A 13,718-nucleotide genomic window follows, 5' to 3' on the forward strand; every position below is an offset into this window, starting at 1 on the left:
TTAGTATGTGAGAGTATTTCGTTCGTAACTGCAAGTACCTGTGAGGAGTACGTCGCGGTCTGGCGTGCCGGGTCGAAGACCGTCTTCGAGGTCCGACTAGACGCCGACAGCGTGACTGGACCCGACGCGGTCCTCACACTTCCCGAATGATCTCCGCGGGATTCCCGCCGACCACGACGCCGTCGGGGACGTCCCGGGTCACGACCGCGCCGGACGCGACGACGGCGTCGTCGCCGACCGTGACGCCGGGATTCAGGACCGCGCGGCCGCCGATCCATGCCCGATCGCCGACGGTGACCGGTTTGCCGTGCTCCGTTCCGGACGTGCGCTCGACCGGATCGACGGAGTGGCTCGCGGCGTAGACGTGGACGCCGGGGCCGAGCATGCACTCGTCGCCGAACTCGATCGGGCAGACGTCGAGAAACACGCAATCGAAGTTGGCGAAGAAATCGTCGCCGACGCGGACGTTGTAGCCGTAGTCGCAGCGGAACGGGGGCTCGACGGTGACGTTCTCCCCCACCGAGCCGAACAGTTCACCCAGCAGCTCGCCCCGCGTTTCGGTGTCGTTCGCGTCGGCGTCGTTGAACCTGCGTGTGAGGCGTCGCGCTCGCTCGCGCTCGGCGACGAGGTCGGGATCCGACGGATCGTAGGGCTCGCCGGCGAGCATCTTCTCCTTCTCGGATGGCACGTCGGTTCTCTTTCCGGGCGGGCGAGAAAAGATTGCCCGTTCGCACGGTGCGGCGGACGGCTTCCGCCGTGTCACTGCAACGAATCTCGGCGTTCGAGAGCGGAGCTACTCCAGATCGCCGACGAGCTCGTCGGCCAGCCCGACGTACGTCTCGGGCGTCAGCGCGCGCAGTTCGGCGCGGGTCTCGTCGTCGACGTCGAGGTCGTCGAACAGCTCGCGGAAGTCCTCGATCGTGACGCGCTCGCCGCGCGTGAGCTCTTTGACCTGCTCGTAGGCGTCCTCGTGGCCCTCGCGGCGGAGGATCGTCTGGACGGCCTCGCCGATGACCTCGGGCGTACCCTGGAGGTCCTCGCGCATCACCTGCTCGTTGGGGACGACCTTGTCGAGGCCGTTCTGGAGCTTCGTGTAGCCGATCAGGCAGTGAGATAGCGCGGCGCCGATGTTACGCTTGACCGTCGAGTCCGAGAGGTCGCGCTGGAGGCGCGAGGTGGTGACGTAGTCGGCGAGGAAGTCGAGATCGGAGTTGGCCTTCGAGAGGTTGCCCTCGCTGTTCTCGAAGTCGATCGGGTTGACCTTGTGAGGCATCGTCGACGAGCCCGTCTCGCCCTCGGCGGCCTCCTGGCCCAGGTAGCGCTGGCTGACGTACAGCCAGACGTCGAGATCCAGGTCGAGGAGGACGTTGTTGATCCGGCCGAGCGCGTCGAACAGGTTCGCCAGATCGTCGCAGGGGTTGACCTGCGTCGTGAGCGGAGCGTACTCCAGGTCGAGCCCCTCGACGAACTCGCGGGCAAAGGTTCGCCACTCGACGTCGGGGTAGGCGGCGACGTGGGCCGCGAACGTGCCGCTGGCGCCGCCGAGTTTGCCGGCGAGGTCGCTCTTTGCCTGCTTGACCTGCCCGAGCGCCCGCCCGACGCGGGCCGCGTAGACGGCCATCTCCTTGCCGAACGTGGTTGGCGTGGCGGGCTGACCGTGGGTGCGAGCGAGCATCGGAACGTCCCTGTACTCGCGGGCGAGCTTCGTCAGCGCGCTCTGGACGCTCGTGAGTTCGGGAACGATCACGTCCTCCATGGCGTCGCGCACGAGCAGGCGGTGGGCGAGGTTGTTCACGTCCTCGCTGGTGAGCCCGAAGTGGATCCACGAGGAGACGTGCTCCATGTCGTCGGGGAGCCGGTGCCGGATGAAGTACTCGACGGCCTTCACGTCGTGGTTGGTCGCCGAGTAGCCCGCGTACCCCTCGGTTTCGAGCTGCTTGACGACGTTCGCGTCCTCCTCGGTGAAGTTCTTGTACAGCGCCCGCAGCGTCGCCCGGGCCTGGGTGTCCAGTCCGAGTTCGGTCTCGTCCAGATCGGCCAGCGCGATCAGGTACTCGACCTCGACGCGGATCCGGGCGCGCATCAGCCCGGCCTCGCTGGCGTACGGCGAGAGCGGCGCGGTCCGACCGGCGTAGCGCCCGTCGAGCGGCGAGACGGCGTACAGCGATTCTGTCATGGGCTAGGCTGCCCCGCCGGCGACAAAAAGCGTGTCGGAACGCTGGAACCACAGACGTGGATACATCACCGCCCCCTCTGCCCGACGCGGCGTGAATATAATCACGTGCGTGCATATTTCGGTGGTCGGTATCGCAACTACTTTTGCCTCCGCGCGCCCCTCTCCGCACATGACACGGATCGCTGGCCTGGCGAGCAATCGCGGACGAAACCTGATGCACGTCGCGGATCTCGCCCCCGGCGGGGCCGAGCTCGCGGTCGTGCTGACCAACGACGCCGACGCGCCGGTTCTCGAGAAGGCCGAGAAGCGAGGCATCCCCACCGAGGTCGTCGAACAGCCAGAGGGGCTCGGTCGGAAGGCCCACGAGGAACGGGTCAACGAGGCGCTCGACGGGTACGACTACGATCTCGTCTGCCTCGACGGCTACATGCGCATCCTCTCGGAGACGTTCCTCGACGCCCAGCCCGAGACGCTGAACGTCCACCCCTCGCTGCTGCCCGCGTTCCCCGGCATGGACGCCTGGGGCGACGCCCTCGATGCCGGCGTCGACGTCACCGGCTGTACCGTCCACGTCGTCACGGACGCCACCGACGACGACGGCCAGGTCGTCGAGTCCCGCGTCGACGCCGGGCCGATCGTCACCCAGGAGCCGATCCCGGTGTACGACGGCGACGACGAGGAGGATCTGGCCGATCGGGTGCTCTACGAGGGCGAGTTCAAGGCGTACCCCCGCGCCGTGAAGTGGTTCGCCGAGGACAGCGTCGAAGTCGACTACGCGAACGAGGTCGTCCGGACGCCCGAGAACTCGGACGAGCAGCTCCCCGCGCGCTTCCTCGCGTCGGGCGACCGCGTCGCCGACCTCCGGTACGGCGAGAACCCCCACCAGGACGCCGCGGCGTACGCCGACTACTCCTGCGAGGAGGCCTCCGTTCTGAACGCCGAGCAGCTCAACGAGGGCGCCAAGAGCCTCTCCTATAACAACTACAACGACGCCGACGCCGCGCTGAATCTCGTCAAGGAGTACGACGACCCCGCCGCCGCCGTCATCAAGCACACCAACCCCGCCGGCGCCGCAGTCGCGGACACCCTCGCCGACGCCTACCGCGACGCGCTCTCGACCGACGCCAAGAGCGCCTTCGGCGGCATCGTCGCGCTGAACCGCGAGTGCGACGCCGAGACCGCCGCCGAGATCACCGACTCGTTCAAGGAGGTCGTCGTCGCGCCGGGCTACACCGACGACGCCCTCGACGCGCTGTTCGAGAAGGACAACCTGCGCGTGCTCGACGTCGGGAGTCTGGACACGCCGGTCGAACACCACACCGAGAAGCGCCTCGCCGGCGGTCGCCTCGTCCAGGAGCGTGACCGCCAGTCGCTCACCGTCGACGACCTCGAAGTCGTCACCGAGCGCGAGCCAACCGACGAGCAGCTCGAATCGCTGCTCTTCGCCTGGCAGACGATCAAGCACGTCAAGTCCAACGCGATCCTGTTCGCCGACGGCACCGAGACGGTCGGCGTCGGCGCCGGACAGGTCTCCCGCGTCGACGCGGTCGAGATCGCCAAGATGAAAGCCGACTCCGACGCCGAGGGTAAGGACGCCGAGGGCGCCGTGATGGCCTCGGACGCCTTCTTCCCGTTCCCGGACGCGCTGGAGCTCGCCGCCGACGCCGGCATCGAGGCCGTCATCCAGCCCGGCGGCTCGGTCAACGACGAGGACGTCATCGAAGCGGCCGACGAGCACGACGTCGCGATGGTGTTTACCGGCCAGCGCTGTTTCCGGCACGATTAGTGACGGAAACTCGTCAGGGCTTGCTCTGACGGTGCTTTAGACACGACTGATCGTAGGGAAAGAGTGTGTCTAACGCTCGAAAGACGACCGAAGGGGGTCTTTCGGTGCTTCCGGCATGACTGAGCGGTAGCGAAGGAGTGCCGGAAGTCCGCTATCGAGCGCGGCGAATCCCCTCAGTCGCCGCCGAACGGCGGCTCGTAGTCGTTCCGGATGTAGTACCGGACGTAGTTCCCGTAGACGCGATCGGCGGGGTTGTCCGCGACCTGCTCGTACCGAATAGTCCCCTTCTCGTCGATCACGTACACGCCGGAGATGCCGGTGAGTCCGTGGCTCGTCTGCTCGGTCCCGCTGTACTGCTCGGCGACCTCGCCGTCCGGATCGGCCTGCAGTTGGATTTCCAGGTCGTACCGGTCGCGCATCTCGGTCACGCGGGGGAGCGGGTCCACCACGATCGGCAGTACGTCGACTTTCTCGTGGAACCAGAGGTCGTAGGACACTTCGCTGAACGTCTGGAGCTGTTCCGCGCAAAAGGAACACCAGTGCCCGCGGTTGACGATGACGACGGCCGGTCCGGTTTCGAGCCGATCCGAGAGCGACACGTCCCCGCCGGCGGTGCTGGGGAGCGTGAAGTCGGGCGCCCGCTCGCCTTCCATTCCCATAGGTGGACGACCACGCTCCGGCTGTTATACGTCGGGGGCGCTCGTCGCGCGCGGCCGGACGGGGCGGCGACGCGGCCGCCCCGCGACCGAGGACTTTTGCCGGTTGCCGCTCACCTCGCGGATATGCCAGACCTGTCTGCGTGTTACTTCTGCGGCGCCGCCGCGGACGCCCAGGTGCGCGAGTACGACGTCGTCCCCGACGCCGCCGACGAGTCCCTCCGGTCGACCGCGACGCTGTGTCCCGGCTGCCGCGAGAAGCTCGAAACCGTGCTCTCGCCGGTCGTCCGCGGCGCCCGGCCGTCCGACGAGCCCGTCGACGTGCGACTCGAAGCGATCGAGGCGGGCGGCGCGGACGCCGCGGCGTCGACGCCGACGCTCGAAGTCGAGTCCGAGGACATCCTCGCGGCCGCCGACCGCAGCCGCGACGCGGCGGACGACGAGGCCGCGGCTGCCGACGCCGAGGATTCCGATGCGGCGAACGCGGACGCGGCATCCGGCGGTACGGGCCCGGCGTCCGGCGTCGAGAACGGGTCCGCGACCGACGCCGGAGCGGCGTCGAGCGGCGCCGACGAGGGAACAGCGTCAGACGACGAAACTGACGCCGACGACGCCGACCCGCTCGCCGGTCCCGACGCCGATTCGCCGACCGACGGCATCGCGTTCGGCGACGACGCGGACGCGTCGGCGTCGAGCAGTGCCGACGCCGAAACCGAATCGGAGTCGACAGGCGACGACGGCCCGACCGCCGGCGGCTCGGACGCCGCTACGGCGTCGAGCGGCGGCTCCGCCGACGACGTCGACCGCCCGGACGCCGACACGTACAACCGGGTGGTGCGCCTGCTCCAGAACCGCGAGTTCCCGGTCAATCGCTCGGAGTTCTCGGAGCTGGCGTCCTCGGCGTACGACATCCCCGCCGACGAGTGCGCCAACGTGATCGACTACGCGATCAAGCGCGGCGAGCTCGTCGAGGACAGCGGAATGCTGAAAAAGCCCTGAGAGCGCGCGGCGGATAGCCCGCGACCGCTCAGTCCCGCAGGAACGCGTCGACGCCGCGGGCGGGGTAGCCGACGACCGTCGTGGCGCCCGCCTCGCGCAGCGCGGCGACGCGCTCGCGCACCTGCTCGACGCCGCCGACGAGCGCGTAGTCGCTCGCCGCGGCGAGCAACACCTCGCGCGCTCGCCCCTCGGCGTCGGCGTCGGTCGGCGCGCCTTCGGGGAGCGCGCGTGCGACCGGCCCGCGCCGGGCGACGTAGTCGCCGACGGCGTCGAGAATCGCGTCCTCGTCGTCGGCGAGCACGGTCGGCGCGTAGACTGCGATATCGCCGCCGAACCCGGCGGCCCGGAGGCTCCGGAGGTCGCGGTCGGTCGTCCGCGAGAGCAGCTCGAACTGGGTCTGGCCGGTCGCCAGCGCGATCCGCTCGACGCTCTCGGTGCCGACCCACGGATCGACCGAGCGGTCGACGGCCTCGCCCAGCCGCGGCGCGACGGCGCGCCGGCGCTCCTCGTCGGTGAGGTAGGCGGGATGACCGGCGACGAGCACGTTTCCGACGGATTCGGGAAGGTCCGCCAGTAGCGCGTCGTCGCCCAGCGGGTCGAACCCGTCGGCGCGCACGGGGGTGGTGACGCGCACGTCGAGGTGCTCGGCGAGCCCCGCCAGCGACTCCGGGGTCGGCAGGTGCTCGCGGCCCTCGTAGTCGATCGTCACCGTCCCGACCGGCAGGTCGGCGGCGCGGGCGACGTCGCACTCAGTCGGTTTGAGCGCGGCGGCGTCGATACCGGTCTCTCCGACGGACTCGGCGTTACGTAGCATCTATTCCTCCTGAGAACTGCAGTTCAGAATCGCGCCGGAACGCGATCCATCGTCTGTGCGACCATGTGGAACGGACTCCGGGAAGCGGCGCAAAAAGCGTATCGTTCGGTCGACGGCACGTCGCTACGCCAGATCGCGGTCGATCCGCTCGGGGGCGCGCCAGTCGGTCGTCAGCTCCAGCAGATCGACGACGATTCTTCCTGTAGCGCCCCAGACGGTGTAGCCGTCGACGCGGAAGTAGTGGATCACGACGTCGCCGTAGTAGGGGTGGTCGCGGCGCTCGTACTCGTAGTTGTCCGGATCGAGGATGCCCGAGAGCGGCAGGACGGCGATCTCGGCGACCTCGCGCTCGTCGGGGACGTAGGTGCGGTCGGGCACCCGCGCGACGAACGGCGTCACGGCGTACTCGGTGATCGTCCGGATGTCGTCTAACTGGCCGATCACGTCCGCTTCGTGAGATTCGAGCGCGATCTCCTCGTTGGCCTCCCGGAGCGCGGTCTCGCGGATCGACGCGTCTTCGGGCTCGCGCCCGCCGCCGGGGAAGCTCATCTGGCCGGGGTGCTCGCCGAGGTGATCCGCCCGCTTCGTAAAGAGCAGGTAGTGCTCGCCCTCGCGCTCGATCACCGGGATGAGCACGGCCGCGTCGTAGGGCTCGTCGGGGATCTCGCGGGGCTCGTACTCGGCGGCCCGGTCCAGGTCCATTCGCATCGACTGCTGCCCGCTACGTGCTCCGGGGTGAAAGCGTTTCAGAATCCGTTCCGGTTTGCGGTCGCGATCAGGCGTCCGCGAGCGCGTCGTCCAGCCGTCCTCGGACGCCGTCGAGCTCGACCGGCGCCCACATCTCGGCGTCGTACGTGACGTCGATGAGCCGCTCGACTCGCTCGGCGTCGCCGGCGTCGATCGCCGCGTCGGCGTCCGCCGCGATCCGCTCGGCGACCTGCTCGCCGAGCCGTTCTCGATCGAGTGTGCGGTCGGGCACGTCCATGATGTGGGGCAGGTCCTCGCCGTGCTCGGGGACCGCGGGGAACGCCGCGGGGCCGGGGACCAGCAGATCGGCGGCGCCCTCGCGCTCGTAGCGCGCCAGGAAGTACCGATCCACGGCCGTCTCGATCGACTCGGCGACGGCGTCCTCGTCGGGGTCGTCGCCCCGACGGGCGCCGAGCTCGATCAGCGCCCGGGAGAGTTCCTCGCGGGTCAGTCCGTCGAAGAGGTCGACCACGCCGGCCAGCTCGTCCAGCGTCGCGCTCATGGCGGTGGGTCGTAGCGGAGGGGCAAAGCGTTTTCTCGTGATCGCTCGCGACCGGGACGGACATCGTCCGAACCACTACGCGTTTCGGTCGATCCAGTCGCAAAACGCCTCGAAGTCTCGCGCTCCGGCTCTGTCGGCAATCTCACGGAGCGTTTCCGTCCGGAGTTCGTCGTGAAGCGGCACCGTAACCTGCCGGCGGTCGTCCTCGTTGGTCGGGTGTTCGTAGTACAGTTGCGCGTGATCGCCGGTCGTCCTGCGCCACTCGAACCCGCCGGCGTTCACCAGCACTGTGACGACCTCTTTACCCGAAAACGTTCGTCGTCCCATCCCTACTCGAGCACGTCCGGCGGCTCATCGTCGCCAGTCGCGTTGTCCGACGGCTCGATTCCGAGTTCCCGGAGTTCCTCGTCGGTCGGTTCGCGCCCGGTTTCGCCGTCGTGGAGCGCGACGGCCTCGTCGAGGTTATCCAGTGCGGCCTTACGAGTGGACCCCTGCGTCGTGACGCCAGTCTCGACGTCCTTCGCGATCCACCCGTCGCCCTCGCGCCACAGACGGATCTCGTCCTCGTGAGGCTCCCCGTTCCGGGTCGAACTGGCCATTACGACTGTACTTGCGCCACGACCGGAATAAGCGTTCGGCTCACCGGAGTACGGAAAGTTCCGACTACTACCTCTTCAGTCGTCGAGCGCGACGCCGTCCGCCGCGTCGGGCGCCGATTCGAGCGCCCGCTCGGCCGCCGCGACCACCTCGTCCGCCGCGAGCGGAGCGTCCGTCCAGGCGGGAAGCCGCCGATCCGGGCCGGGCGTCGAGATCGCGTCGGCGTACGTTCGGACCTGCTCGCGCTCTGCGGCGCGGTCGAACGCGAGGTCGTTGAACCCGGCGTCGGCGGCGTACTGGTCGACCATCGCGGCGCCGACCTCGCGGTAGCGCTCGCGGACGGCGTCGTAGTCGACGGCGACGCCCTGATCCTCCAGCACTCGGAACAGCGCGGCGCCGACGTGCTCGGCCATCCCGGAGAGCCCGTCGGACCCCGAGACCGCGCGGTGGTCGTGCTCGTGGACGTCGAGGTCGACCTGCGCGGAGCCCTCGAAGCCGACCCGGTCGAACGTCTCGCCGAGCGTGCCGATCTCCAGGCCCCAGCTCGGCTGCGCCCGGACCGAGCGTGCGAGGTCGGCCGTCATCGCGAACTCGCCGGCCAGCGGGTAGCGGAACGCGTCGAGGTAGTCGAGGACGGGGTCGTCGTGGGCGTCGTCGAGCGAGCGGAGCAGCGGCGCGACGAACAGCCGGTAGAGCCGGCCGTACAGCCGGTCGTTCTCGACGCGGGCGTAGTACCCCTTCGAGAACGAGTAGTCCGCGGCCAGGGGAGCGAGCAGGCGCGGGACGTGGGTCGGCGCGTAGCTCTTCGCGTCGGCGTCGTGAACGGCGACGAACTCGCTGCCGGCGGCGGCGACGCCGAGCGCGAGCCAGACGTCACGGCCCTTCCCGTGGTCGCCCTCGAGGCCGCGGTCGGCCAGCAGCGACTCGACGGCGGGGCCGTTGCACCACAGCAGGTCGGCGTCGAAGTCGAACCCGTCGAGCCACTCCCGGAACGGGCGGACGCGCTCGGGCGGCGCGCGCAGCGCGACGACGACCCGCTCGGGATCGACGTCCGCGAGCGTCGAGAGCACCCGCTCGGCGGCGCGACCGGCGTACTCCCGGTCGGTCATCGGGACGACCACGGCGCTGCGACCCGTCGGCGCGTCCGGCGCCGCCCCCGTCAGGTCGTGCAGCGTCGCGATCCGCTCCTGGACGTACTCCATCGTAGTTGGCTTGGTCCGGACGCTCAAAACGTCGGCGCTTCCGGCCGCGTTCGCGATTCGGACCGGCGGGCGAACGACCCGTGCCTTTTTGCCGGTTGGTTGCATCTAACACGATCATGAAATCCGTCAGGAAGGCGCTGCGCGACGGCGACCTGTTCAAGGACACCTACGAGCGCGTCAACTGCGCGGACTGCGAGAAGACGCTCAAGACGAAAAACGACCCGGGCGAGATCGGCACCGTCCGGGCGTGTCCGGAGTGTGGCGGCGAGTGGAAGGAGCTCCGGTAACCCGGCGAGCGATCCATCGGGACGCTACTCGAAGACGGCGTCGAACGCGTCGGCGCCGAGCGGGTCGAACGTTCCCGCGGCGACGTTCTCCTCGACGTGTGTAACCGACTTCGCGCCGACGAGCGAACAGGTCACGCCGGGCGCGCTCCGGGCGAAGTTGATCGCGCGCTGGGCCGTCGTGTCGCCCTGCAGGCGCGCCGCGACCTCCTCGGGCAGGCTCTCGGCGAGTTCGCCCTGCGCGATGCTCGCGCTCGTGAACACGTCGAGTTCGGCGTCGTTGGCGAACTGGAGCGCGCTCTTGTCTCCCTCGGGCGTCTCGTGGGCTTCGACGGTGAACGCGTCGGCCATGACCACGTTGAACGGTAGCTGGATCGCCCGGAAGTGCGTCGCCGCGTTCCCCGCGGCGTCGGCGGCGTCCCGCGCCCGGGAGACGACCTCGGGCAGCGAGAGGTAGCTGTCCGCGCCCCTCGGAACTCGGAAGCAGTTCCACGTCGCGACGCCGTAGCGCTCGATGTCGCCCTCTGCGGCCCGCTCCTCCAGACGCTCGAAGGCGGCTTCGAGCTGGTCGTAGACGGCCTCGCGCGAGCGCTCCGCGAGCTGGGCTTCCGGGTTGTGGACGTAGTAGAGGTCGATCGTATCGAGCCCGAGATTCTCCAGCGAGCGGTCGAGCTGGTCGTCGAGGAAGCCGGGATGGATGCAGTGGTTTCCCCGAACCAGCGCGTCGCGGGGCGCAATGTCGGACTCGACGAACTCCTCGCGGACGTACCGGCCGGGGTCGTCGGGGCGCTCGCCGTCGAAGGGAATGAAGCCGCCTTTGGTCGCGACCACGACTTCCTCGCGGTCGACGTCGGCGTCGTCGAGCGCGCGCCCGACGACGCGCTCGCTGCGCTGGCACCGGTAGTTGATCGCGGTGTCGACAACGTTGATGCCGTGTTCGAGCCCTCGGACGATCGACTCGTGGTACTGCTCGTCGACGTCGTCGGTCGGATCGCCCAGATACGTCCCGATACCGATGCTCGACGCCAGCCCGTCGCCGAACCGCCGGAAGTAGGTGCGCCCGAACGACTCGTGGAACCGGTCGCGGTACGCCCAGGTGCCCGCGTTCGTCGCCATGAACCGAAGTACGGGTCGGTCGCGGAAAAGTGCGGCTGGTTCGGCTCGCGGACGCCGCGGGGGTTGCGGCGTCGCACGGCGAACGGCCTCGCTCGACGGTCAGATGTCGCCCGAAAGCGCGCCGAACAGCCGCTCGGTGAACTCGTGTTCGGTCATCCCATCGGAGGGGCCGATCCCCTGCATGTGCGCGATCGAGATCTGGCCGCCGCCCATGCGGGCGTGGCCGCCGGCCGACGCCATCGGGATGTCGTCGACGACCGCCGAGAGGATGTCGCCCATGTGAACCCGATCGTCGCGAGAGCGCCCCGAGAGGTGGAGGCTGTCGTCGTACTTCCCGTAGACGACGACCGCGGTGATCCCTTCCAGGTAGAGCAGCTCGTCGGCCGCCTGCGGGATGGCGTCGACGTTCGAGACCTCGCCGACCGCCGCGACCGCGAACGAGCCGCGGGTCTCGCGCTGGCGGATCGCGCGGGCCTTGATCTCCAGGGTCTCGGCGCTGACCTGCGGGTTCGCGATCCGGTCGAGCGCCCCCTCGTCGATGCCGGGGAACAGGTACGCCGCGGCGGAGAACTCGGCGCCGGTACAGCCCTTCGTCAGGTGGTTGGTGTCGGACTGGATGCCGTACAGCAGCCCGGTCGCGACCTCCCACGGCAGCGGCTGGGCGGCGTCGTCGGCGTCCTCGTCGTCGACCGGCCGGACGCCGACCGCTTCGAGGTACTCCGCGAGGATGGTCGCGCAGGCGCCGTAGTTCGTTCGCACGTCGGTGAAGCTGCTGCCCTCGCCGTCGCCGGGATGATGGTCGACGACGGCGATCGGATCGACCCCAGCCGCACCGGGGAACCCCCTCGCCGTGTTGTGGTCGACCAGGACGACCGGGTCGTCTTCCAGCTCATCCGCGGTGTCGATCTGCTCGGCTTCCAGTTCCAGAACGGTTCTGAATGCCCGGTTCTCCTGATGACGGATCTGGCCGGGATAACACAGCCGCGCCTCGGTGTCGACGGTGTCGGCGATGGCGGCGACCGCCAGGGCGCACGACATCGCGTCCGGGTCCGGGTTCGGATGCATGAGCACCGCGACGCGATCGTGATCGCGGAGCAGCCGCTGAAAGCGGACGCCGGCCGGCCGCCGCAGCCACTGGACGGCGAGCCACAGCACCGCCAGCAGCACGACGGCGGCGACGCCGCCGGCCAGCAGCGTGAGATCGGGCCCGACCGCCCGCAGCGCGTCGTCGACGACGCCCCGCTGGGCGACTGGAGACCGCATATGCGTTGTGAGACACCCATCGGCTAAGAATGTTCGCCCGAGCGAGGGGTGGAAGTTAAGATCTTTGCGGCTGCGGCCGGCGTTCGCCGAAAAATCTCCCGTTCGGTCGACCGATCGGGTCGGCCCGGGAGGCCCGCGGCACAGTTCGCGTGCGGGTCAGGCGGACTCGCCGCGGTAGGCCTCGATCGCCGCCCGGTAGCCCTCCCGATACGTCGGATACGCGAACTCGTATCCCAGCTCCCGGAGTCGATCGTTCGAGCAGCGCTTGCTGGTGCGGATGCGGCGTCGCCCCGCCTCCGAGAGGTCCGGATCGTCCAGCCGCTCTTCCTTCGTCCGCTTTGGCGGCGCGGGCTCGCCGCACTGTTCGGCCAGCCAGTCAGCGAACTCCCACTTCGGCGCCGGCTCGTCGTCGGTCACCAGCACGACGTCGTCGCGAGCCAGATCCTCTTCGAGCAGGTATCGGACGGCGCCGGCGGCGTCCACGCGGTGGATCATGTTCAGGTATCCCTCTGTCACCGGTCCCTCTAGATACCGGTCTAGCCGATATCGTTCGGGCCCGTACAGCCCGGAAAACCTCGCGACGGTGCCGTCGATTCCTCGCTCGGCCGCTCGCTCGCGAGCCAATCGTTCGGCTTCGGCCAGCACCTCGGTCTTCTCGGTCGTCGGTTCGATCGGCGTCGACTCGTCGACGAACGCGCCGTCGTGATCGCCGTAGACGCCGGTGCTCGACGTGTAGACGAGCCGGCCTGGGGGATCCTCGCGATCGCCGAAGTGATCGATCGCCGTCCGGAGCCCGTCGACGTACACCTCGCGGGCCGCCGCGGCGCCGCGCCCGCCCGAACTCGCCGCGAACACGACCGCGTCGGCGTCGGGAACCGTTGCCAGCGACTCGTCGTCGGTGACGTCGGCCCGCACCGCCTCGAACCCCGCGGCCTCGATCGTCGCGACGCCGTCGTCCGATCGCCTGACGCCGATCGCCTCGTGGCCGGCCGCCGTCAGCTGCCGTCCGAGTTCGACGCCGACGTAGCCACAGCCCAGAATTGCGACGCGCATGCTATCGGATCGCGCCTCGTCCTAACTCCCTCTTTCGGTCGGCGCTAGTACTGCCTGTCGACGATCGGGTGCTCGATCGCGACGAACTCGTCGAGCGTCGCCGAGGCGCGGCGCTCTAACTTCTGCTGGATCTCCTTCGCCGAAAGCTCGGCGTCGACCTCGCTCGCCAGCGTCTCGACGTCGAGCACGGCCGAGGACATCCCCAGCAGCAGGTGCTCCCAGGCCATCTCGACGATCGTGTCCGCGTCGGGCGCGTCGTCGTCGAGCGCCTGGATCGCCGCGGCGTCGGCCATCGAAATCTCGGGTGACTCGCCGTCGGCCAGCGCGGCGACGACCTCGCGGTCGACGCCCGACTCCTCGGCGACGGCGTCGACGTCCTGCCGAGCCTGCGAGGCAGGGCTCGAAGCGTTTTGCGCTTCGGCGCCGCGATCGTCGATCACCGCTCGCAGATCGGCGTCGTACTCCTCGCGCAGCCCGGCGGGCGATAGTCCGTCGAGATCGGTTCGCTGCTCGTGGATCATGT

At 69.3% G+C, this 13,718-nt stretch carries 16 protein-coding genes; 3 read left to right on the forward strand and 13 right to left on the reverse strand.

Going from position 1 to position 13,718, the window contains the following annotated elements; genetic code table 11:
- Nucleotides 1-133 precede the first annotated feature (133 nt).
- Nucleotides 134-688, reverse strand: a complete 555-nt coding sequence (locus ABDZ81_RS01505; RefSeq protein WP_343772049.1) for a maltose acetyltransferase domain-containing protein — start codon at nt 686-688, stop codon at nt 134-136.
- A gap of 105 nt (nt 689-793) precedes the next feature.
- Nucleotides 794-2,176 carry an adenylosuccinate lyase gene (gene purB / locus ABDZ81_RS01510; RefSeq protein WP_343772051.1) on the reverse strand — a complete coding sequence of 461 codons (1,383 nt, stop codon included), beginning with the start codon at nt 2,174-2,176 and terminating at the stop codon, nt 794-796.
- A gap of 169 nt (nt 2,177-2,345) precedes the next feature.
- Between purB and purH the strand changes: the two genes are divergently transcribed.
- On the forward strand, nt 2,346-3,962 hold the full coding sequence (gene purH / locus ABDZ81_RS01515; RefSeq protein ID WP_343772052.1) for a bifunctional phosphoribosylaminoimidazolecarboxamide formyltransferase/IMP cyclohydrolase: 1,617 nt from the start codon (nt 2,346-2,348) through the stop codon (nt 3,960-3,962).
- Nucleotides 3,963-4,135: 173 nt separating this feature from the next.
- Here the strand turns inward: purH and ABDZ81_RS01520 are convergent, their stop codons facing one another.
- Entirely contained in the window at nt 4,136-4,621 is a 486-nt protein-coding gene (locus tag ABDZ81_RS01520; RefSeq protein ID WP_343772053.1) for a peroxiredoxin family protein, read from the reverse strand.
- Between the two features lie 123 nt (nt 4,622-4,744).
- Between ABDZ81_RS01520 and ABDZ81_RS01525 the strand changes: the two genes are divergently transcribed.
- Nucleotides 4,745-5,617 carry a hypothetical protein gene (locus ABDZ81_RS01525; RefSeq protein WP_343772054.1) on the forward strand — a complete coding sequence of 291 codons (873 nt, stop codon included), beginning with the start codon at nt 4,745-4,747 and terminating at the stop codon, nt 5,615-5,617.
- A gap of 28 nt (nt 5,618-5,645) precedes the next feature.
- Here the strand turns inward: ABDZ81_RS01525 and ABDZ81_RS01530 are convergent, their stop codons facing one another.
- The 6 genes from ABDZ81_RS01530 to ABDZ81_RS01555 form a co-directional block, all read right to left on the reverse strand.
- Nucleotides 5,646-6,431 (reverse strand): DUF7388 family protein, encoded by a 786-nt coding sequence (locus tag ABDZ81_RS01530; RefSeq protein WP_343772055.1) that lies wholly within the window; start codon nt 6,429-6,431, stop codon nt 5,646-5,648.
- A 123-nt stretch (nt 6,432-6,554) separates the two neighbouring features.
- Nucleotides 6,555-7,139, reverse strand: a complete 585-nt coding sequence (locus ABDZ81_RS01535) for an NUDIX hydrolase (protein ID WP_343772056.1) — start codon at nt 7,137-7,139, stop codon at nt 6,555-6,557.
- A 67-nt stretch (nt 7,140-7,206) separates the two neighbouring features.
- Nucleotides 7,207-7,680, reverse strand: a complete 474-nt coding sequence (locus tag ABDZ81_RS01540) for a DUF7109 family protein (protein WP_343772057.1) — start codon at nt 7,678-7,680, stop codon at nt 7,207-7,209.
- Nucleotides 7,681-7,755: 75 nt separating this feature from the next.
- Nucleotides 7,756-8,007, reverse strand: coding sequence for a type II toxin-antitoxin system HicA family toxin (locus ABDZ81_RS01545; RefSeq protein WP_343772058.1), 252 nt, complete (start codon nt 8,005-8,007; stop codon nt 7,756-7,758).
- A gap of 2 nt (nt 8,008-8,009) precedes the next feature.
- Nucleotides 8,010-8,279, reverse strand: coding sequence for a type II toxin-antitoxin system HicB family antitoxin (locus ABDZ81_RS01550; protein WP_343772059.1), 270 nt, complete (start codon nt 8,277-8,279; stop codon nt 8,010-8,012).
- Between the two features lie 75 nt (nt 8,280-8,354).
- Complete coding sequence (locus ABDZ81_RS01555) at nt 8,355-9,479, reverse strand: glycosyltransferase family protein (RefSeq protein WP_343772060.1); 1,125 nt, start codon at nt 9,477-9,479, stop codon at nt 8,355-8,357.
- Nucleotides 9,480-9,595: 116 nt separating this feature from the next.
- On the opposite strand from ABDZ81_RS01555, the gene ABDZ81_RS01560 reads away from it, so the two are divergent.
- On the forward strand, nt 9,596-9,766 hold the full coding sequence (locus ABDZ81_RS01560) for an HVO_0758 family zinc finger protein (protein WP_256392579.1): 171 nt from the start codon (nt 9,596-9,598) through the stop codon (nt 9,764-9,766).
- 24 nt (nt 9,767-9,790) lie between these two features.
- On the opposite strand, the gene ABDZ81_RS01565 is transcribed toward ABDZ81_RS01560, so the two are convergent.
- The 4 genes from ABDZ81_RS01565 to ABDZ81_RS01580 form a co-directional block, all read right to left on the reverse strand.
- Complete coding sequence (locus tag ABDZ81_RS01565; RefSeq protein ID WP_343772061.1) at nt 9,791-10,879, reverse strand: aldo/keto reductase; 1,089 nt, start codon at nt 10,877-10,879, stop codon at nt 9,791-9,793.
- Between the two features lie 99 nt (nt 10,880-10,978).
- A complete protein-coding gene (locus tag ABDZ81_RS01570) occupies nt 10,979-12,142 on the reverse strand; it encodes a DHH family phosphoesterase (protein WP_343772062.1) in 1,164 nt (387 codons plus the stop codon).
- 156 nt (nt 12,143-12,298) lie between these two features.
- Nucleotides 12,299-13,195: an SDR family oxidoreductase gene (locus ABDZ81_RS01575; protein ID WP_343772063.1), complete on the reverse strand. Its 897-nt coding sequence runs from the start codon at nt 13,193-13,195 to the stop codon at nt 12,299-12,301.
- A 44-nt stretch (nt 13,196-13,239) separates the two neighbouring features.
- A complete protein-coding gene (locus ABDZ81_RS01580) occupies nt 13,240-13,716 on the reverse strand; it encodes a DUF5791 family protein (RefSeq protein WP_343772064.1) in 477 nt (158 codons plus the stop codon).
- Between the last annotated feature and the right edge of the window lie 2 nt (nt 13,717-13,718).

The organism is Natronoarchaeum mannanilyticum (genome assembly GCF_039522665.1).
Taxonomy (GTDB): Archaea; Halobacteriota; Halobacteria; order Halobacteriales; family Natronoarchaeaceae; genus Natronoarchaeum; species Natronoarchaeum mannanilyticum.

Excerpts from the sequence above, each read along its gene's own strand:
- ABDZ81_RS01580 (WP_343772064.1), bottom strand. The coding sequence starts at position 13,716 with ATGATCCACGAGCAGCGAACCGATCTCGACGGACTATCGCCCGCCGGG.
- ABDZ81_RS01565 (WP_343772061.1), bottom strand. The coding sequence starts at position 10,879 with ATGGCGACGAACGCGGGCACCTGGGCGTACCGCGACCGGTTCCACGAG.
- ABDZ81_RS01520 (WP_343772053.1), bottom strand. The coding sequence starts at position 4,621 with ATGGGAATGGAAGGCGAGCGGGCGCCCGACTTCACGCTCCCCAGCACC.
- ABDZ81_RS01555 (WP_343772060.1), bottom strand. The coding sequence starts at position 9,479 with ATGGAGTACGTCCAGGAGCGGATCGCGACGCTGCACGACCTGACGGGG.
- purH (WP_343772052.1), top strand. The coding sequence starts at position 2,346 with ATGACACGGATCGCTGGCCTGGCGAGCAATCGCGGACGAAACCTGATG.
- ABDZ81_RS01525 (WP_343772054.1), top strand. The coding sequence starts at position 4,745 with ATGCCAGACCTGTCTGCGTGTTACTTCTGCGGCGCCGCCGCGGACGCC.
- ABDZ81_RS01535 (WP_343772056.1), bottom strand. The coding sequence starts at position 7,139 with ATGCGAATGGACCTGGACCGGGCCGCCGAGTACGAGCCCCGCGAGATC.
- ABDZ81_RS01545 (WP_343772058.1), bottom strand. The coding sequence starts at position 8,007 with ATGGGACGACGAACGTTTTCGGGTAAAGAGGTCGTCACAGTGCTGGTG.
- ABDZ81_RS01540 (WP_343772057.1), bottom strand. The coding sequence starts at position 7,680 with ATGAGCGCGACGCTGGACGAGCTGGCCGGCGTGGTCGACCTCTTCGAC.
- purB (WP_343772051.1), bottom strand. The coding sequence starts at position 2,176 with ATGACAGAATCGCTGTACGCCGTCTCGCCGCTCGACGGGCGCTACGCC.
- ABDZ81_RS01575 (WP_343772063.1), bottom strand. The coding sequence starts at position 13,195 with ATGCGCGTCGCAATTCTGGGCTGTGGCTACGTCGGCGTCGAACTCGGA.
- ABDZ81_RS01570 (WP_343772062.1), bottom strand. The coding sequence starts at position 12,142 with ATGCGGTCTCCAGTCGCCCAGCGGGGCGTCGTCGACGACGCGCTGCGG.
- ABDZ81_RS01550 (WP_343772059.1), bottom strand. The coding sequence starts at position 8,279 with ATGGCCAGTTCGACCCGGAACGGGGAGCCTCACGAGGACGAGATCCGT.
- ABDZ81_RS01530 (WP_343772055.1), bottom strand. The coding sequence starts at position 6,431 with ATGCTACGTAACGCCGAGTCCGTCGGAGAGACCGGTATCGACGCCGCC.
- ABDZ81_RS01560 (WP_256392579.1), top strand. The coding sequence starts at position 9,596 with ATGAAATCCGTCAGGAAGGCGCTGCGCGACGGCGACCTGTTCAAGGAC.